An 18454-nucleotide genomic window follows, 5' to 3' on the forward strand; every position below is an offset into this window, starting at 1 on the left:
TGCCGGCCCCGGCCGGCATGGCCGAAGCCGCCGCGCGCGGCGGGCGCGTATCAGGCGTTCTTGTTGTGCCGGCGCATGACGCGCTGCTTCTCGCGCTGCCAGTCGCGTTCCTTCTCGGTGTCGCGCTTGTCGTGTTCCTTCTTGCCCTTGGCCAGGGCGATCTCCAGCTTGACCTTGTTCCCGCTCCAGTACATCGCGGTCGGCACCAGGGTGTGGCCTTCGCGCTCGACCTTGCCGATCAGCTTGTCGATCTCGTGCCGGTGCAGCAGCAGCTTGCGGGTGCGGCGGTCGTTGGCGACCACGTGGGTGGAGGCCTGGATCAGCGGGGTGATCTGCGCGCCGATGAGGTAGATCTCCCCGTCCTGGACGTAGGCGTAGCCGTCGGTCAGGTTGGCGCGGCCGGCGCGGATGGCCTTGACCTCCCAGCCCTGCAGCGCGATCCCGGCCTCGACGCGCTCGATGAGGTGGTACTCGTAGCGCGCGCGCTTGTTCAGGGCGATGGTGCGGTTGGCCGGCTCGGCCTTCGATTTCGCCTTTGCCTTATCATGGGCCGGTTTCTTGCTCATCCGGCCATTGTCGCCCAATTCGGGCGCCCGCAGACGTCCAACGCATGCCCAGCATTCAGCGCAGCGCCCTGGTCGCGCACCCGGCCTCCCGCATGTTCGACCTGGTCAACGACGTGGCCGCCTATCCGCGCCGCTTCGCCTGGTGCGAGCAGGCCCAGGTGCTGGAGCAGGACGAAGGCCGGATGCTGGCCCGGCTGGACCTGGGGCTGGGCTCGCTGAGCACCTGGTTCACTACCGAGAACCGACTGGAGCGGCCCTGGCGGATCGACATGCGGCTGCGCGACGGCCCGTTCAAGAAGCTGCACGGCCTCTGGAACTTCCAGTCGCTGGACGAGACCGCATGCAAGGTGACGCTGACGCTTGATTTCGAGCCAGCCTCGCGGCTGCTGGCCCCGGTCCTCGCGCTGGGTTTCCAGGGGCTGGCCGATCGCATGGTCGACGATTTCGTGCGCGTGGCCGACCGGGGCGGATGAGCATGCTGCGGGTGCAGGTGGTGCTCGCCTGGCCGCACCGCCAGCAGGTGCGGGAGCTGTCGCTGGAGGACGGGGCCACGGTGGGCGACGCGGTGCGCCTGGCCGGGCTGCCGGCGCGGGACGTCGCGGGCTATGCCGTGTACGGCGTGGCCGCGCAAGCCGGACAACGGCTGCGGGATGGCGACCGGGTGGAACTGCTCAGGCCGCTGCAGGCCGACCCGAAAGAGGCGCGGCGCCGGCGCGCCGCCGGCGGTGCGGGAGCGCGCGGGCGCTGAGGATCAGCGGCGGCGCTTGTCCTTTTCCTTGGCCAGGTTGGGGCCGAACTGGCGCAGCGAGTTGCGGGCCAGGTCCGCGTCCTGCTCGGGGAAGTAGTCGCCTTCCCAGCGCGCCAGCGCGTCGTTCTCGAAATGCAGGGTGAGGGTCTTGATCTCGACGGTGCCGCGGCGGTTGGTGCGCTGGCTGGAGGCGTAGTCCCAGCGCTGGGCGTGGAACGGGTCGGCCAGCGAGGGCGTGCCGAGCAGGCTGACGACCTGCTGCTTGCTCAGGCCCGGGCGCAACTGGTCCACGGCTTCCTTTTCCATCAGGTTGCCCTGGTAGATCGGCTGCTTGTAGAGGATGCCGCAGCCGGCGACGGCGAGCGAGAGAGGGGCGATCAGCAGCAGGCGGCGGAAACGGAGCATGCGGGCACACGGGGCGGGAAGTGGCCCGATGATACACTCCCGGCGCATCGCACGGCCGCCTCCCGCGCGCCCGGCGGTAAACCGGCAGTGAATGGAGGAGTGTCCATGGAATCGAACGAGCTGCGCCGCGTCGGCCTGAAGGTTACGCACCCACGAATGCGCATCCTCCAGTTGCTCGAGCAGAAGCAGCCCGAGCACCACCTCACCGCCGAGGACATCTACCGCCAGTTGCTGGACCGCGGCGACGAGATCGGCCTGGCCACGGTCTACCGGGTGCTGACCCAGTTCGAGGCGGCGGGCCTGGTGCTCAAGCACAACTTCGAGGGCGGCCAGGCGATGTACGAACTGGACCGCGGCGGCCACCACGACCACATGGTCGACGTGGATACAGGCCAGATCATCGAGTTCGAGAGCAGCGAGATCGAGGAACTGCAGCGCGAGATCGCCGCCAAGCACGGCTACGAGCTGGAGGAGCATTCGCTGGTGCTGTACGTGCGCAAGAAGCGCCGCTAGAAGCCGCTTCCGGGACATCCTTCGCGGGGCGCTCGCGCCCACCGGCCGCCGCCCCGCAACCGGGCCTCTACTCAGCGCGCAGCGCCGCCCGCGCGCCGCCGCGGCGGGCGCTGCGCCGGCTTGGCCTGCGCATCGGCCGCCACCGCCCCGTCGAGCAGGCGCCGGGCCGCGGCGTGGGCCTCCGGGCCGATTGCCACGCCGCCGAGCATGCGTGCCAGCTCCGCCTCGCGCCCGGCCGCGTCCAGCCGCTCGACCGCGCTGCGGGTGATGCCCTCGACCGGCGCCTTGCTGACCCGGTAATGGACGTGGCCCTGCGCGGCGACTTGCGGCAGATGGGTCACGCACAGCACCTGGCGGGCGCGGCCCAGCTCGCGCAGCTTGCGCCCGACGATCTCGGCCACCGCGCCGCCGATGCCCGAGTCGACCTCGTCGAAGACCATCGTTGGCACCGCGTCCGACCCCAGCGCGGCGACCTCGATGGCCAGCGAGATGCGCGACAGCTCGCCGCCGGAGGCCACCTTGCGCAGCGGTCTCGGCGGCTGGCCGGCGTTGGCCGCGACCAGGAATTCGACCCGTTCGGCGCCGTTCGGGTCGGGGCGGCCGTTGCCGGGCATCGGCTCCAATTCGACCTGGAAGCGGCCGCCGCCCATGCCCAGCTCGTCGATCAGCAAGGTGGTGGCCTGAGCCAGCTCCCGGGCGGTCGCCGTGCGGGTGGCGGTCAGCGCGGCGGCGGCCTGCCGCCAGGCGCCGGCGGCGGCGTCGATCTCGGCGTCCAGCCCGTCCAGGCGCTGGCCGGCGTCGTGCAGTGCAGTCAGCTCGGCGGCGATGCTGTCGCGGTGCGCGGCCAGTTCGGCCGGGGCCAGGCGATGCTTGCGGGCCAGGTCGTGGAGCCGGCCCAGGCGCCGCTCCAGTTCCTCGAAGCGGGCCGGGTCCAGTTCGAGGTCGTCGCGGATGCGGCCGACCAGGGCCAGCGCCTCCTCCATCTGCACGCCGGCGCCTTCCAGCAGCACGTCCGCCTCGGCCAGCCGCGGCTCGTGTTCGGCGGCGCGCGCCAGGTGGCCGCGGACCTGCTGCAACTGCCGGGTCAGCGAGGGCGAATCGTCGCCGCCCAGGCGGACCAGGGCATCGTCGCAGGCGGCGATCAGGCCGGCGGCGTTGGCGTGGCGGCGGTGGGCGGCATCCAGGGCGGCCAATGCCGCCGGGTCCAGGTCCTCGCGCTCCAGCTCGGCCAGTTGATGCTCCAGCCAGCCGATGCGGTCGCCGACGTCGCCCTGGGCCAGCAGGCGCTCGCGTTCGGCCAGGAGCGCCTGCCAGGCGGCGGCGGCGCTGCGCACGGCACTGCGCTCGGCATCGTTGCCGGCATGGGCGTCGAGCAGGGCCAACTGGCTGGCGCGGGAAAGCAGGGACTGGTGCTGGTGCTGGCCGTGGATCTCCACCAGCAGGCCGGCCAGCTCGGTCAACTGGGCCAGGGTGGCCGGGCGGCCGTTGATCCATGCGCGCGAGCCGCCGTCGGCACGGATCACCCGCCGCAACTGGCACTGGCCGTCCTCGTCCAGCTCGTTCTCGCCCAGCCAGTGGCGGGCGGCGGCGTTGCCGGCGAGGTCGAAGTCGGCCGACAGCTCGGCGCGCTCGCTGCCGTGCCGGACCACGCCGCTGTCGGCGCGCAGGCCGGACAGGAAGCCCAGCGCATCGACCAGCAGCGACTTGCCCGCGCCGGTCTCGCCGGAGATCACGGTCATGCCCGGGCCGAACTCCAGTTCGGTGGCGCGGACGACGGCGAAGTCCTTGAGGGCGAGGTGGGTGAGCATGGGGCGTATTGTAGGGGCGGCGCGTGGCGTCCGATGCTGGTGCCGCATCGTCGCAGGCCGCGCGACCGGCCGCTGCAGGGGCGGGCGATACCGTGCCGGCGTTCCTCCGGCCGGGGCGATGCCGGACGGCGCGGCGGGCCGCCCTCCCAGGCACGCGGCCGGCGTACCGGCCCGGGCCCCCGGCTTGCGGCCATCGCCGCATGCGGCTATCTATACTCCGGCATGAACGCCGCCTCGCCGCCCCTGGACCCTCGTGCGCGGCAATTGCTGCGCACCCTGATCGGGCGCTACATCCGCGACGGCGAGCCGGTCGGGTCGCAGACCCTGGCCCGGCATGCGGGGCTGGACGTCAGCCCGGCCACCATCCGCAACATCCTGGCCGACCTGGAGGACAGCGGGCTGCTGAGTTCGCCGCACGCCTCGGCAGGCCGGGTGCCGACGGTGCAGGGCTACCGGATGTTCGTCGACAGCCTGTTGCAGGTGCGTTCGCTGGGCGAGCGCGAGGTCGCGCGCCTGCGCGCCGAGCTGACCGCCGGCGCCGGCACCCAGGCGCTGCTGGGCAACGCCTCCGAGTTGCTGTCGGCGATGACCCGCTTCGTCGGCGTGGTCAGCGCCCCGCGGCGCGGGCAGTTCGCGTTCCGCCAGATCGACTTCGTGCCCCTGGACGGGCGCCGGGTGCTGGCGATCGTGGTGTTCGCCGACGGCGAGGTGCAGAACCGGGTGGTCGAGCCGCAGCGGGCGTTCGAGCCGGCCGAGCTGGAGCGGGTGGCCAACTACCTCAACGCCCATTGCGCCGGCCGGCCGCTGGCGCAGATCCGCGCGACCCTGCTGCACGAGCTGCGCCAGGCCCGCGACGAGATGGAGCAGTTGCTGGCGCAATCGGTGGAGCTGGCCGAGCAGGCACTGGAGCCGCCGGGCGACGACATGGTCCTGGCCGGGCAGACCCGGCTGATGGGCCTGCAGGACCTGTCGGACGTGGACCGGCTGCGCGAGCTGTTCGAGGCCTTCGCCCGCAAGCGCGAGATCCTGCAACTGCTCGAGCGCACCCAGCGCGCGCCGGGCGTGCGCATCTTCATCGGCGAGGAGACCGGGCTGGCGCCGCTGGACGGGGTCTCGCTGGTCACCGCGCCCTACGGCGCCGGCGGCCAGGTGCTGGGCGTGCTGGGCGTGATCGGCCCCACCCGAATGGCCTACGACCGGGTGATCCCGGTGGTCCAGGCGGCCGCCGACGTCCTCGGCGCGGTGCTGCAGCCGCCGGGCGGCGACCGGCCGGCGACTTGAATCGCCCCGCCCCGGTCCCCATAGCGGGCGGGATGGGCGGCCGGGAGCGCCGCCACGGAGCCGATTCGCAATGACCCAGAACGAAACCCCCTCACCCGGCCACGAAGGTGAGGCCACGCTCGAGTCCCAGCTTCGCGACGAGATCGAGGCCCTGCGCGCGGAAATCGAGCAGTTGCGCATGGACTCCCTGCGCGAGCGCGCCGACCTGGAGAACCAGCGCAAGCGCGTGGCCCGCGACATCGACATCGCCCGCAAGTTCGCCAACGAGCGCCTGCTGGGCGAGCTGCTGCCGGTGTTCGACAGCCTGGACGCCGGCCTGGTCGCCGCCGACGGGCACGAAGGGCCGCTTCGGGACGGGCTGGAACTGACCTATCGCCAGTTGCTGAAGGTGGCCGGCGAGCATGGCCTGGCCATCGTCGATCCGGTGGGCGAGCCGTTCGATCCCGAGCACCACCAGGCCATCAGCCAGGCCGACCCCGGCCAGGCCGAGCCGGGCAGCGTGCTGCAGGTGTTCCAGAAGGGCTACCGCCTCAACGAGCGCCTGCTGCGGCCGGCGCTGGTGGTGGTGGCCCGCCACGACTGAACCGGCCCGCCGCCGCGCCACTTGAACGGCGCCGGCGCGGCCTCCATCTAGCGCTCAAGGCCGGTGCGTGAAGCGGCCAATCCATTCCCGAGGGAGCATCCACACATGAGCAAGATCATCGGCATCGACCTGGGCACGACCAACTCGTGCGTCGCGATCATGGACGGCGGCAAGGCCCGCGTGATCGAGAACGCCGAAGGCGACCGCACCACGCCCTCGATCGTGGCCTACACCAAGGACGGCGAGGTCCTGGTCGGCGCGCCGGCCAAGCGCCAGGCGGTCACCAACCCCAAGAACACCTTCTATGCGGTCAAGCGCCTGATCGGCCGCAAGTTCACCGACGCCGAGGTCCAGAAGGACCTGGACCTGGTGCCGTACGCGATCCTCCAGCACGACAACGGCGACGCCTGGGTGGCCGCCGCCGACGGCCGCAAGATGGCCCCGCAGGAGATCTCGGCCAAGACCCTGGAGAAGATGAAGAAGACCGCCGAGGCCTACCTGGGCGAGACCGTCACCGAGGCGGTCATCACCGTGCCGGCGTACTTCAACGACAGCCAGCGCCAGGCGACCAAGGACGCCGGCCGCATCGCCGGCCTGGACGTCAAGCGCATCATCAACGAGCCCACCGCCGCGGCCCTGGCCTACGGCCTGGACAAGAACGGCGGCGACCGCAAGATCGTGGTCTACGACCTGGGCGGCGGCACCTTCGACGTGTCGATCATCGAGATCGCCGAGGTCGACGGCGAGAAGCAGTTCGAGGTGCTGGCCACCAACGGCGACACCTTCCTGGGCGGCGAGGACTTCGACGCGCGCGTGATCGACTACCTGGTCGAGGAGTTCCAGAAGGATCAGGGCATCGACCTGCGCAAGGACCCGCTGGCCCTGCAGCGCCTGAAGGACGCGGCCGAGCGCGCCAAGATCGAGCTGTCGTCCGCGCAGCAGACCGAGGTCAACCTGCCGTACGTCACCGCCGACGCGTCCGGTCCCAAGCACCTGACCATCAAGCTGACCCGGGCCAAGCTGGAGGCGCTGGTCGAGGACCTGGTGAAGAAGTCGATCGAGCCGTGCCGCACCGCGCTGAAGGACGCCGGCCTGCGCGCCTCCGACATCGGCGAGGTGATCCTGGTCGGCGGCCAGACCCGCATGCCCAAGGTGCAGGCGGCGGTGGCCGAGTTCTTCGGCAAGGAGCCGCGCAAGGACGTCAACCCGGACGAGGCCGTGGCCGTGGGCGCGGCGATCCAGGGCGGCGTGCTGGCCGGCGACGTCAAGGACGTGCTGCTGCTGGACGTGACCCCGCTGAGCCTGGGCATCGAGACCCTGGGCGGCGTCATGACCAAGATCATCGAGAAGAACACCACCATCCCGACCAAGGCCTCGCAGGTGTTCTCCACCGCTGAGGACAACCAGTCGGCGGTGACCGTGCACGTGCTGCAGGGCGAGCGCGAGCAGGCCCGCTTCAACAAGTCGCTGGCCAAGTTCGACCTCACCGGCATCGATTCCGCGCCGCGCGGCATGCCGCAGGTGGAGGTGTCCTTCGACATCGACGCCAACGGCATCCTGCACGTGTCGGCCAAGGACAAGAAGACCGGCAAGGAGCAGAAGGTCGAGATCAAGGCCGGCTCGGGCCTGTCCGAGGACGAGATCGCGCGGATGGTGGCCGACGCCGAGGCCAACCGCGAGGAAGACAAGAAGTTCCACGAACTGGTGCAGGCGCGCAACCAGGCCGACGGCCTGGTCCACGCCACCCGCAGCGCCATCGCCGAGCACGGCGAGAAGGTGCCGGGCGACGTCATCGGCCGGGTCGAGTCGGCCGTCGCCGACCTGGAGACCGCGCTCAAGGGCGACGACAAGGCGCAGATCGAGGCCCGGGCCAAGGCGCTGGAGGAGGCCGGGCAGTCGCTGTACGCGGCCGCCGCCGCCGCCCAGCAGCCCGGCGGCGCCGAGGCCGACGCGTCCGGCGGCGGTGCCGCCGGTGCGCAGGACGACGTGGTCGATGCCGAGTTCACCGAGGTCAAGGACGACAAGAAGTAAGCCGCTATCCCGTACGGGCGTCGGTGGGCGCCCGCGGCCGGCCAGCCTGCGTCGTCGATCCGGCCGCGCGGGCTGTTCCATGACACGGCCCAAGCGGGACGGCCCAGGGGGTGGTCCATGAAGCGGTCAAGGCAAGAAGCCCGGAATTACCGATGAGCAAACGCGATTACTACGAGGTGCTGGGCGTTGCCCGCGGCGCCAGCGACGAAGAGCTGAAGAAGGCCTACCGCCGCTGCGCGATGAAGCACCACCCCGACCGCAATCCGGGCGACGCGGCGGCCGAGGCGTCCTTCAAGGAGTGCAAGGAAGCCTACGAGGTGCTGACGGACGCGGCCAAGCGCCGCGCCTACGACACCCACGGCCATGCCGCCTTCGAGCAGGGCATGGGCGGCGGCGGCCCCGGGCCGGACATGAACGACATCTTCGGCGACATCTTCGGCACCATCTTCGGCGGCGCCGGCGGCGGGCGCGCCGCGCGCCGCGGCGCCGACATCGGCTACGTGATGGAGCTGGACCTGGAAGAGGCCGTCGCCGGCGTCGAGAAGCGCATCGAGATTCCCACCCTGGCCGAGTGCCGGGGCTGCAACGGCAGCGGCTCGGAGGACGGCAAGGTCGAGACCTGCGGTACCTGCCACGGCCGCGGCCAGGTGCGCTTCCAGCGCGGTATCTTCACCATGCAGCAAGCCTGCCCGGAGTGCGGCGGCCGCGGCCAGGCGATCCGAAACCCATGCAAGGCCTGCCACGGCGCCGGCCGGATCGAGGACGAGAAGACCCTGTCGGTGAAGATCCCGGCCGGCGTGGACAGCGGCGACCGCATCCGCCTGGGCGGCGAGGGCGAGGCCGGCCCCCCGGGCACGCCGCCGGGCGACCTGTACGTGGAGGTGCGCGTGCGCGAGCACGCGATCTTCCGCCGCGACGGCGACGACCTGCACTGCGACGTGCCGATCCGCATCTCGCAGGCGGCGCTGGGCGATGCGGTGAACGTGCCCACCCTGGACGGCGAGGCGGAGATCCGCGTGCCCGCCGAGACCCAGGGCGGCAAGGTGTTCCGCCTGCGCGGCAAGGGCGTGCGCTCGGTGCGCAGCCGCAACCCCGGCGACCTGTATTGCCGCGTGGTGGTCGAGACCCCGGTCAACCTCACCGCCGAGCAGCGCGAGTTGCTGGAGAAGTTCGAGGCCACCTTCATCGGCGAGGAGGGCCGCCGGCATTCGCCGCGCTCGGCCACGTTCCTGGATGGGGTGAAGTCGTTCTGGGACCGCATGACCTCGTCCTGATCGCGCGGATGCCGGCTCCGGTCTCGCGGGCATGGCGGCTTTCGCGGGCGGCGCGCCTGCGCACGAGGCGGCTGCTGCGCCGCAGCACCCCTGTACGCGCGCGTCTGCCTAGAATCGGACTACCGCGCATGGGCGGTATCCGTGGAGCAGGGGATGGATCGGTGCGGCAGGCGTGGTCCCGCGTGGGCGGGGAGGATGCTGTGGGTGCTGGCCGCCGTCGTGGCGGCGAACGTCGGCGCCGATCCAGGCGCGGCCGGGGTGGAGTGGAACTTCGGGCCCACCCCAGTGTGGCAGGACGAGTTCGACTATGACGGCGCGCCCGATCCGGCCAGGTGGGGCTACGACACCGGCGGCAGCGGCTGGGGCAACGACGAGCTGCAGCACTACACCGACCAACTGGCCAATGCCTTCGTCGGCGACGGCCTGCTGACCATCGTCGCGCGCAAGCAGAGGGCGGGGAAGAACCGCTTCACCTCGGCGCGGCTGGTCTCGCGCGGCAAGGGCGATTTCCTCTATGGCCGCGTCGAGATACGCGCGCGCCTGCCGGTCGGCCGTGGCGCCTGGGCGGCGCTGTGGATGCTGCCCACGGACAACCGCTACGGCCACTGGCCGCGCTCGGGCGAGATCGACATCATGGAACACGTCGGCCACGAACCCGGACAGGTCCACGTCACCGTCCATACCCAGGCCTACAACCACAAGATCGGCACCCAGCGCGGCCAGGCGACGACGGTGGCCGACGCCAGCGGCGCCTTCCACCGCTACCGCGTGGACTGGACGCCCGATGCGATCCGCGGCTACATCGACGATGCGCCCGCCTTCGAGTTCGCCAACGAGGGCACCGGTGCGGACGCATGGCCGTTCGACCAGCGCTTCCATCTGCTGATGAACCTGGCCGTGGGCGGTAGCTGGGGTGGCGCCCAGGGCGTGGACGAGGCCGCCTTCCCGGCGTGGATGGAGGTGGACTACGTGCGCGTGTACCCGCTGCTCGAACCGTAGCCGCGCATCCTCGCGGATGGCGCGGGCAGCGGCCGCTATGCCCTCAGCGCAGGCGGACCACGGTGCGGCCCAGCGAGCCGCCGGCGAGCATCGTGTCGAACACGCCCGGCAGTTCCTCCAGGGTCGCCTCGCGGGTGCAGATCGCTTCCAGTTGCGCCGGCTTCCAGTCGTCGGCCAGCAGCGCCCAGATGTCGTCGCGGATGTCGCGCGCGGTGCCGGCCGAGCCGATGCCCAGCAGCGATACCCCGCGCAGGATGAACGGCATCACCGTCAGCGCATCCAGCGACGCGGTGGCGGCCAGGCCGGCCGAGGCGACGTTGCCGTAGGGGGCGGTCCGGGCCAGCAGGCCGACCAGCATCGGCCCGCCGACGTTGTCCAGGCCGCCGCCGAAGCGCACCGATTCCAGCGGTCGGCGGGCGTCCAGCGCGTCGCGGCCGAGTACCTCGGCCGCGCCCAGCGACCTCAGGTAGCCTGCCTGGTCGGCCTTGCCGCTGATCGCATGCACTTCGTAGCCGGCCCGGCTGAAGATCGCCACCGCCAGCGAGCCCACGCCGCCGGTGGCGCCGGTGACCGCCAGCGGCCCCATCGCCGGCGCCTGCCGGTTCTCGCGCATCCGGTACAGGGCCAGCGCGGCGGTGAAGCCGGCGGTGCCCAGGACCATGGCCTGGCGCAGGTTCAGGCCCCGGGGCAGGGTCACCACCCATTCGGCGGGCAGGCGTGCGTACGCCGCGTAGCCGCCGTCGCGGGTCTCGCTCAGGCCGCACCCGGTGACCAGCACCGCATCGCCTTCGCGGAACCGGGGAGCGCTGGAGGCGACCACGTGGCCGGCGACGTCGATGCCACCGACCAGCGGGAAGCGGCGCAGGATCTTGCCCCTGCCGGTACCGGCCAGCGCATCCTTGTAGTTGACCGACGACCATGCGGCCTCGACCACCACCTCGCCCGGCGAGAGGTCGTCCAGCGACAGCGGCTCGATGCCGCTGCGGTAGCCGGCGTCGTCGTTGCGGATGCGGAAGGCGGGGAAGGCGGCGGGGATGTTCATGCGGCGTCCTCGGACTCGGGAAGCCGGATTCTGGCACGCGCCGCGGCAACGGTTGCGGAAGCCCGATCCCGCAGGAGCCGGCCTTAGCCGGCGACAGGGCTTCCGGAGCCGGCGGGGCGCCCGAGGGGCTGCCGGGGCGGTGCGTCGCCGTCCGAAGCCGGCTCCTGCGTCCGGGCGGTGAACCCTGCAGGCCATCGACCTGCCGCGCCGCCGCCGCGCGGTGGCCTCAGCGCATGACGTCGCGTCGTTTCTCGTCGATCCACTTTGAGGCCTGCGCCGGCTCGTACGCGCGCATCCATTCCAGCATCCGCTCCATGTCGCTGCCGTGCCACAGGTCCGTGCGCTGGTCCGGGTGCAGGAAGCGCTCGGCGACCATGCGGTCGATCATGCCGATCAGCGGCGCGTAGAAGCCTTCGACGTCGAGGAAGGCGCAGGGCTTGTTGCCGATGCCGAGCTGGCGCCAGGTCAGCATCTCGAAGATCTCCTCCATCGTACCGAAGCCGCCGGGCAGGGCGACGAAGGCGTCGGACCGTTCGAACATGCGCATCTTGCGCTCGTGCATCGAGCCGACGATCTCCAGTTCGGTCAGGCCGCGGTGGGCCACCTCCCAGTCGGCCAGTTGCTTGGGGATCACCCCCGTGACCTGGCCGCCGGCGGCCAGCACCGCGTTGGCCACCGTGCCCATCAGGCCGACGTTGCCGCCCCCGTAGACCAGGCGCAGGCCTTCCTTGGCGATGCGGTCGCCCAGGGCGATCGCGCGTTCCGTATAGGCCGGCTTGCTGCCGGCATTGGAGCCGCAATAGACGCAGATGGATTTCATCGCCCGGTTCCGGAAAAGGGTCGGTCCTTGGGTTTGCGTTGTCGCACCAGCATGGCCGCGCCCAGCGCGATGAAGGCCACGCCGACGCCGCTGAAGGCGATCTGCCGGCTGGCTAGCGCCCCGAGCAAGAAGAACACGCCGGCGGCGATGTAGAGCCCAGCAGTGACACGAGGCGGGAGTCCCTTGGAAGACATGGCGGGTTCCTGTCGGAGTAACGGCAGCACGGTATCCGAAGAAGGCGAAGCCGGGCATTGCCCGGCTTCGCGTGCCGTAGCCCCCCAAGTTGGGGGCAGTCCGCGCCGGAGGCGCGGAACGGCGGGGATGGCAGCACTCATGCAAGAGTCCGCTTTGCGGACTCTTGCATCCATAAAGCCCACTTTCAGTTGGCTTTATGGATGGCGCGCTTGTCCACCGCCATGGCGGCGTCGTGGATCGCTTCGGACAGGGTCGGGTGGGCGTGGCAGATGCGTGCCAGGTCGTCGGCCGAGCCGCTGAATTCCATGGTCAGCACGCCCTCGTGGACCAGTTCGGAAACGCCCACGCCGACCAGGTGCATGCCCAGCACGCGGTCGGTCTCGGCATGCGCGATCACCTTGACGAAGCCGGCCGGCTCGCCCATGGCCACGGCGCGGCCGACGGCGGCGAACGGGAAGCTGCCGGCCTTGTACGGCACGCCGTCGGCCTTGAGCTGCTGCTCGGTCTTGCCGACCCAGGCGATCTCCGGCTCGGTGTAGATGACCCACGGGATGGTGTCGAAGTTGACGTGGCCCGGCAGGCCGGCGATCAGCTCGGCCACGGCGATGCCTTCCTCGAAGCCCTTGTGCGCCAGCATCGGCCCGCGCACGCAATCGCCCACCGCCCACACGCCGTCCACGCCGGTGTGGCAGTGCTCGTCCACCATCACCCGGCCCCGGTCGTCGAGCCGGACGCCGGTGCCCTCGGCCAGCAGGCCCTGGGTCGCGGCACGGCGGCCGACGGCCACCAGCAGCTTGTCCACCGTCAGGGTCTTCTCGCCTTCGGCATCGGTGTAGGTGACGACCACTTCCTTCTTCTTGCCCTTGGCCTTGACCTCGGTGGCCGAAACCTTGGCGCCGAGCTTGATGTCCAGGCCCTGCTTCTTGAATTCCTTCAGCGCGGTCTTCGCCACTTCGGCGTCGGCCACGGCCAGGAAGTCCGGCAGCGCCTCGAGGATGGTGACCTCCGCGCCCAGGCGCTTCCACACGCTGCCCAGCTCCAGGCCGATCACGCCGGCGCCGATCACCGCCAGGCGCTGCGGCACCTCGGCGAAGTCCAGCGCGCCGACGTTGTCGACGATGGCCTGGCCGTCGTACTTGGCGAACGGCAGCTCGATCGAGTCCGAGCCGGCGGCGATGACGACGTTGGTGCCCTTGAGTTCGACCTCGGAACCGTCGTGCTGCCTGACCTTGACCACGTTGCCCGGTTGCAGCTCGCCGAAGCCGTAGTACGGGGCGATCTTGTTGGCCTTGAACAGGCTCGCGATGCCGCCGGTGAACTGCTTGACGATCTTGTCCTTGCGGCCGACCATCGCCGCCGCGTCGATCTTCGCGTCCTTGAAGCTGATGCCGTGATCGCCGAACAGGTGGCCCATGTTCCAGAACTGGCGCGAGGAATCCAGCAGCGCCTTGGACGGGATGCAGCCCACCCGCAGGCAGGTGCCGCCCAGGGCCGGCTTGCCGTCCTTGCCCAGTCCCGCGTCGATGCACGCGGTCTTCAGGCCCAGTTGCGCGGCGCGGATCGCGGCGTGGTAGCCGGCGGGGCCGGCACCGATGACGACGACGTCGAATTGTTCAGCCATTTCCAGTTCCTTTGCCTTGCGCCTCCCGGCGCGTGCGCGTCCGGCGAAGCGGCCCCGGAGGGCGGAAGAAGTGCGCAGGGCGGGCTGGAGTGAAGCGTGTGTTCCGCGGGCCCCGCGAAAGACGCCGCCCCCGTGGGAGGGCGGCGCGGGAGCGCTTACAGCCCGAACAGGATCCGGTTCGGGTTCTCGAGCTGGTTCTTGATGTCCACCAGGAACTGCACCGCGTCCTTGCCGTCGATGATGCGGTGGTCGTAGGACAGGGCGATGTACATCATCGGCGCGATCGCGACCTGGCCGTTCTCGGCGATCGGGCGCTCCTTGATGGTGTGCATGCCCAGGATCGCGCTCTGCGGCGGGTTCACGATCGGCGTGGACATCAGCGAGCCGAACGTGCCGCCGTTGGTGATGGTGAAGGTGCCGCCCTGCAGGTCTTCCAGCGCGAGCTTGCCGTCGCGCGCCTTCTTGGCGTATTCGGCGATGCCCTTCTCGATGTCGGCGAAGCCCATCCGCTCGACGTTGCGCAGCACCGGCGTCACCAGGCCCTTGTCGGTGGACACGGCGATGGAGATGTCGGCATAGCCGTGGTAGATGATGTCGTTGCCGTCGACCGAGGCGTTGACCGCCGGGAAGCGCTGCAGCGCGTTGGCCGCGGCCTTCACGAAGAAGCTCATGAAGCCCAGCTTGATGCCGTGGGTCTTCTGGAAGTCCTCGCCCAGCTCCTTGCGCGCGGCCGCCACCTTGGCCAGGTTGACCTCGTTGAACGAGGTCAGCATGGCGATGGAGTTCTTCGACTCCATCAGGCGCTCGGCGATGCGCTTGCGGATGCGGGTCATCGGCACGCGCTCTTCCGGGCGCGCGCCGCCGGCCTTGCCGGCGCCGCCGCTGCGGGCGTAGTTGAGGATGTCCTCCTTGGTCACCGCGCCGCGGCGGCCGGTGCCTTCCACCTGCGACGGGTCGACGCCTTCCTTGGCCGCGGCGAAGCGGGCGCCCGGCGGCAGCCCGGCGTCCGAAGGGCCGGACGAGGTGGCCGGCGCGGGCTTGGTCGAGGACGGCGCGGCGGCCTGGGCCTTGGCGGCGCCGGCCTTGGCCTGCACTTCCTCGGCACCGGCGGCGGGCTGGTCGTCCTTGGCGGGCGCGGCCTGGGCCGCGTCGCCGGCAACCGATGCGCCTTCCTCGATGATCGCCAGCACCTGCTGGCTGGTCACCGTGTCGCCTTCCTGGAACTTGATTTCCTTGAGCACGCCGTCGACCGGCGAGGGGACCTCGAGCACGACCTTGTCGGTCTCCAGGTCCACAAGGTTCTCGTCGCGCTTGACCGCCTCGCCGGCCTTCTTGTGCCAGCCGGCGATGGTGGCGTCGGAGACGGATTCGGGAAGGACCGGGACTTTGACTTCGGTGGCCATGGGATGGGGCGTCCTTGGTACGTATGTTGTAAGGGCGGTGGGGCGAGTCTTACTCGGCGACGATCTGGTTGCCGGGCGGGTTGACCAGCGCGTCGGCGACCAGTTGCAACTGCTCCTCGACGTGGTCGGCGAAATGGCCGACGGCCGGGGAGGGCGAGCGGCTGCGGCCGGCGTAGCTCAGGGCCTGGCCCTTGGCCAGGCAGGCCTGCAGGTGGTGCTTGATCTGGTACCACGCGCCCTGGTTCTGCGGCTCTTCCTGGCACCAGACCACCTCGGCGGCCTTGGCGTAGGTCTGCAGCACGGTGGCCAGCGCCTCGCGCGGGAACGGATAGAGCTGCTCGATGCGGACGAGGGCCACGTTGTCCTGGCCGCGCTTGCGCGCGTCCTCCAGCAGGTCGTAGTAGACCTTGCCCGAGCACAGCACCACGCGCTCGACCTTCTTCGGGTCGGCGGCGGTGTCCGGGATCAGGTGCTGGAACTCGCCGTCGGCCAGCTCGTCCAGAGTCGACACGGCCAGCTTGTGGCGCAGCAGCGACTTCGGGCTCATCACCACCAGCGGCTTGCGGGTGCCCATCTTCATCTGCCGGCGCAGCATGTGGAAGCACTGCGCCGGGGTGGTGGGCACGCAGACCAGCATGTTCTCCAGCGCGCACAACTGCAGGAAGCGCTCCAGGCGCGCGGAGCTGTGCTCGGGCCCCTGGCCCTCGTAGCCGTGCGGCAGCAGCAGGGTCAGCCCGGAGATGCGGCCCCACTTGGCCTCGCCGGAGGCGATGAACTGGTCGATCACCACCTGGGCGCCGTTGGCGAAGTCGCCGAACTGGCCTTCCCAGATGTCCAGGGTGTTGGGGTCGGTGGTGGAGAAGCCGTACTCGAACGCCATCACCGCCTCCTCGCTGAGCAGCGAGTCGATCACGGTGGCCTGCTCGGGGCTTTCGACCAGTTGGCGCAGCGGCAGGTAGTAGCTGTCGGTCTTCTGGTCGTGGAGGATGGCGTGGCGATGGAAGAAGGTGCCGCGGCCGGCGTCCTGGCCCACCAGGCGCAGGCCGTGGCCCTCGGACAGCAGGGTGGCGTACGCCAGGTTCTCGGCGAAGCCCCAGTCGCCGGGGATGTCGCCGGCGGTCATCTTCATCCGGTCTTCGTAGATCTTGGCCACGCGCGGATGCAGCGTCACGCCCTGCGGGACGGTGTTGATGATCTTGGCCAACTGGGCGAGCGTGGCCTTCTTGACCCGGGTGTCGACCGCGTCCGAAAGCGTGCCCGACAGGTACCTGGACCAGTCGATCGACAGCTCGTAGTCCTCCGGCTTGGAGCCGGCCAGCTCGGTGGTGACCTCGCCGGCGTCGAGCTTGTCGCGATAGGCGTCGACCAGGGCCTTGCCCTCGTCGGCGGCGATCACGCCGGCCTTTTCCAGGCGCGCGGCGTACATCTCGCGCGTGGTCGGATGCTTGCGGATGGTCTGGTACATGATCGGCTGGGTCGCCGCCGGCTCGTCGGCCTCGTTGTGGCCGTGGCGGCGGTAGCAGACCAGGTCGATGACCACGTCCTTCTTGAATTCCTGGCGGAACTCGTAGGCCAGCCTGGCCACGAACGCGACCGCTTCCGGGTCGTCGCCGTTCACGTGGAACACCGGTGCGCCGACCATCTTGGCCACGTCGGTGCAGTACAGGGTGGAGCGGGCGTCGTCGCGGGCGCTGATGGTGAAGCCGATCTGGTTGTTGACCACCACGTGCACGGTGCCGCCGACGGCGAAGCCGCGCGCCTGCGACATCTGGAACAGCTCCATCACCACGCCCTGGCCGGCGAAGGCGGCGTCGCCGTGGATCAGGATCGGCAGGACCTGCTTGCGCTCGACGTCGCCGCGGCGCTCCTGGCGCGAACGCACCGAGCCGGCGACCACCGGGTCGACGATCTCCAGGTGCGAGGGGTTGAAGGCCAGGGCCAGGTGCACCGGCGCGCCGGGGGTGGCGATGTCGGCGGAGAAGCCCATGTGGTACTTCACGTCGCCGGCATGGGCCAGGGCGTCGTGCTCGAACTTGCCCTCGAACTCGTCGAACAGCTTGCGCGGGTTCTTGCCCAGGGTGTTGACCAGCACGTTGAGGCGGCCGCGATGGGCCATGCCGATCACGATGTCCTTGACCCGGTCCATGCCGGACTGGCGGATCACCGTGTCCAGCAGCGGGATCAGCGAGTCGCCGCCTTCCAGCGAGAAGCGCTTCTGGCCGACGTACTTGGTGTGCAGGTAGCGCTCCAGGCCCTCGGCGGCGGTCAGCCGCTCGAGCACGCGCTTGCGGGTCTCGGCGCTCAGGCCGTAGTCGCCGCCGGCCGCTTCCAGGCGCTGGTACAGCCATTGGCGCTGCTCGACCTCGGAGATGTGCATGAACTCGGCGCCGATGGGGCCGGTGTAGGTCGCCTTGAGCCGGGCGAGCAGGTCGCGCAGCTTCATCCGCGGCTGGCCGGCCAGGCCGCCGGTGCTGAACTCGCTGTCCAGGTCGCGCTCGGACAGGTCGTGATAGGACAGGCCCAGGTCCGGCGGGTTCATCGGCGGGGTCAGGGCGAGCGGGTCGACCTGGGCGCCGAGGTGGCCGCGGGAGCGGTAGGCGGTGATCAGGCGGCCGACGTTGCGTTCGCGCTCGTCGCCGGCGCCGGTAGCGACGGCATGGCCGTTGTTGGCGGCTTCCCGCGCGGCCTGGGCCACGTGGGCGATGACCGCCGAATGCGGGACATCGCCCGCTTCGCGGCCCTGGAACCCGTCGAAGTAGGACTTCCACTTCGGATCGACGCTGTCGGGGGAGACCAGGTACTGCTCGTACAGGTCCTCGATGTAGGCGGCATTGCTGCCGAGTTGCGAAGACTGCGCAAACTGCTTGATTGAGTTGTCCACAATGAGGTCGGGTCTGGGTGGAGGGTGGGCCTGCATGGCCCGGCCCCGCGGAGCGGGCTCGACAGCTCCAAAAAGTATAACCCTCAATACCGGGTGGAAGGGCTTGGCCGAAGGGTGAAAAAGCCCAAACCGGGCCCTGCGTCATGGCTTGGTTCACACTCGCGCGCAGAAGCCTCCGGGCGCGCAAGCATTCGTCGAGGATTCGTCGGGAAAAGGTCGGCGATGACAGCTCCATGACATGTACGGCGTGTATGCGCATCCGCCATCGGCGCGGTCCACGCGAT

General features: G+C 70.5%; 17 protein-coding genes. 8 read left to right on the top strand and 9 right to left on the bottom strand.

The features are described from left to right. Nucleotides 1-50 precede the first annotated feature (50 nt). Entirely contained in the window at nucleotides 51-566 is a 516-nt protein-coding gene (gene smpB / locus HNR76_RS05885) for an SsrA-binding protein SmpB (protein ID WP_162309944.1), read from the bottom strand. 44 nt (nucleotides 567-610) lie between these two features. Between smpB and HNR76_RS05890 the strand changes: the two genes are divergently transcribed. Both HNR76_RS05890 and HNR76_RS05895 read left to right on the top strand, forming a co-directional pair. After that, nucleotides 611-1039: a type II toxin-antitoxin system RatA family toxin gene (locus HNR76_RS05890; RefSeq protein ID WP_162309945.1), complete on the top strand. Its 429-nt coding sequence runs from the start codon at nucleotides 611-613 to the stop codon at nucleotides 1037-1039. A 2-nt stretch (nucleotides 1040-1041) separates the two neighbouring features. Beyond that, nucleotides 1042-1314 carry an RnfH family protein gene (locus HNR76_RS05895; protein ID WP_162310126.1) on the top strand — a complete coding sequence of 91 codons (273 nt, stop codon included), beginning with the start codon at nucleotides 1042-1044 and terminating at the stop codon, nucleotides 1312-1314. 3 nt (nucleotides 1315-1317) lie between these two features. Here the strand turns inward: HNR76_RS05895 and HNR76_RS05900 are convergent, their stop codons facing one another. After that, the gene (locus HNR76_RS05900; RefSeq protein ID WP_162309946.1) at nucleotides 1318-1719 is read right to left on the bottom strand and encodes an outer membrane protein assembly factor BamE; all 402 of its coding nucleotides are present in this window, start codon (nucleotides 1717-1719) and stop codon (nucleotides 1318-1320) included. A 105-nt stretch (nucleotides 1720-1824) separates the two neighbouring features. Here HNR76_RS05900 and fur point away from each other — a divergent pair, with 105 nt between their 5' ends. Continuing rightward, the gene (gene fur, locus HNR76_RS05905) at nucleotides 1825-2232 is read left to right on the top strand and encodes a ferric iron uptake transcriptional regulator (RefSeq protein ID WP_162309947.1); all 408 of its coding nucleotides are present in this window, start codon (nucleotides 1825-1827) and stop codon (nucleotides 2230-2232) included. A 71-nt stretch (nucleotides 2233-2303) separates the two neighbouring features. Here fur and recN read toward each other — a convergent pair whose 3' ends face one another. Continuing rightward, nucleotides 2304-4040 (bottom strand): DNA repair protein RecN, encoded by a 1737-nt coding sequence (recN, locus tag HNR76_RS05910; protein WP_162309948.1) that lies wholly within the window; start codon nucleotides 4038-4040, stop codon nucleotides 2304-2306. Between the two features lie 222 nt (nucleotides 4041-4262). On the opposite strand from recN, the gene hrcA reads away from it, so the two are divergent. From hrcA to HNR76_RS05935, 5 genes are all read left to right on the top strand, one after another. Then, on the top strand, nucleotides 4263-5321 hold the full coding sequence (gene hrcA, locus HNR76_RS05915) for a heat-inducible transcriptional repressor HrcA (protein WP_162309949.1): 1059 nt from the start codon (nucleotides 4263-4265) through the stop codon (nucleotides 5319-5321). Between the two features lie 70 nt (nucleotides 5322-5391). Further along, a complete protein-coding gene (gene grpE / locus HNR76_RS05920; protein ID WP_162309950.1) occupies nucleotides 5392-5904 on the top strand; it encodes a nucleotide exchange factor GrpE in 513 nt (170 codons plus the stop codon). Nucleotides 5905-5967: 63 nt separating this feature from the next. Then, complete coding sequence (gene dnaK, locus HNR76_RS05925; protein ID WP_282959740.1) at nucleotides 5968-7935, top strand: molecular chaperone DnaK; 1968 nt, start codon at nucleotides 5968-5970, stop codon at nucleotides 7933-7935. A 152-nt stretch (nucleotides 7936-8087) separates the two neighbouring features. Beyond that, a complete protein-coding gene (gene dnaJ / locus HNR76_RS05930; RefSeq protein WP_162309952.1) occupies nucleotides 8088-9209 on the top strand; it encodes a molecular chaperone DnaJ in 1122 nt (373 codons plus the stop codon). A 204-nt stretch (nucleotides 9210-9413) separates the two neighbouring features. Continuing rightward, complete coding sequence (locus tag HNR76_RS05935) at nucleotides 9414-10208, top strand: glycoside hydrolase family 16 protein (protein WP_425501758.1); 795 nt, start codon at nucleotides 9414-9416, stop codon at nucleotides 10206-10208. Between the two features lie 43 nt (nucleotides 10209-10251). Here HNR76_RS05935 and HNR76_RS05940 read toward each other — a convergent pair whose 3' ends face one another. From HNR76_RS05940 to HNR76_RS05965, 6 genes are all read right to left on the bottom strand, one after another. Continuing rightward, on the bottom strand, nucleotides 10252-11250 hold the full coding sequence (locus HNR76_RS05940) for a YhdH/YhfP family quinone oxidoreductase (protein ID WP_162309954.1): 999 nt from the start codon (nucleotides 11248-11250) through the stop codon (nucleotides 10252-10254). 226 nt (nucleotides 11251-11476) lie between these two features. Next, complete coding sequence (locus HNR76_RS05945; protein WP_162309955.1) at nucleotides 11477-12070, bottom strand: LOG family protein; 594 nt, start codon at nucleotides 12068-12070, stop codon at nucleotides 11477-11479. Further along, nucleotides 12067-12264, bottom strand: a complete 198-nt coding sequence (locus tag HNR76_RS05950; protein WP_183982144.1) for an MFS transporter — start codon at nucleotides 12262-12264, stop codon at nucleotides 12067-12069. The genes HNR76_RS05945 and HNR76_RS05950 overlap by 4 nt, the downstream gene beginning before the upstream one ends. 185 nt (nucleotides 12265-12449) lie before the next feature. Then, nucleotides 12450-13886 (bottom strand): dihydrolipoyl dehydrogenase, encoded by a 1437-nt coding sequence (lpdA, locus tag HNR76_RS05955; RefSeq protein WP_162309956.1) that lies wholly within the window; start codon nucleotides 13884-13886, stop codon nucleotides 12450-12452. 155 nt (nucleotides 13887-14041) lie between these two features. After that, nucleotides 14042-15289 carry a dihydrolipoyllysine-residue succinyltransferase gene (gene sucB / locus HNR76_RS05960; RefSeq protein WP_162309957.1) on the bottom strand — a complete coding sequence of 416 codons (1248 nt, stop codon included), beginning with the start codon at nucleotides 15287-15289 and terminating at the stop codon, nucleotides 14042-14044. A gap of 49 nt (nucleotides 15290-15338) precedes the next feature. Then, nucleotides 15339-18170 (bottom strand): 2-oxoglutarate dehydrogenase E1 component, encoded by a 2832-nt coding sequence (locus HNR76_RS05965; RefSeq protein ID WP_162309958.1) that lies wholly within the window; start codon nucleotides 18168-18170, stop codon nucleotides 15339-15341. Nucleotides 18171-18454: the final 284 nt, after the last annotated feature.

This window comes from Pseudoxanthomonas broegbernensis (genome assembly GCF_014202435.1).
Classification (GTDB): Bacteria; Pseudomonadota; Gammaproteobacteria; order Xanthomonadales; family Xanthomonadaceae; genus Pseudoxanthomonas; species Pseudoxanthomonas broegbernensis.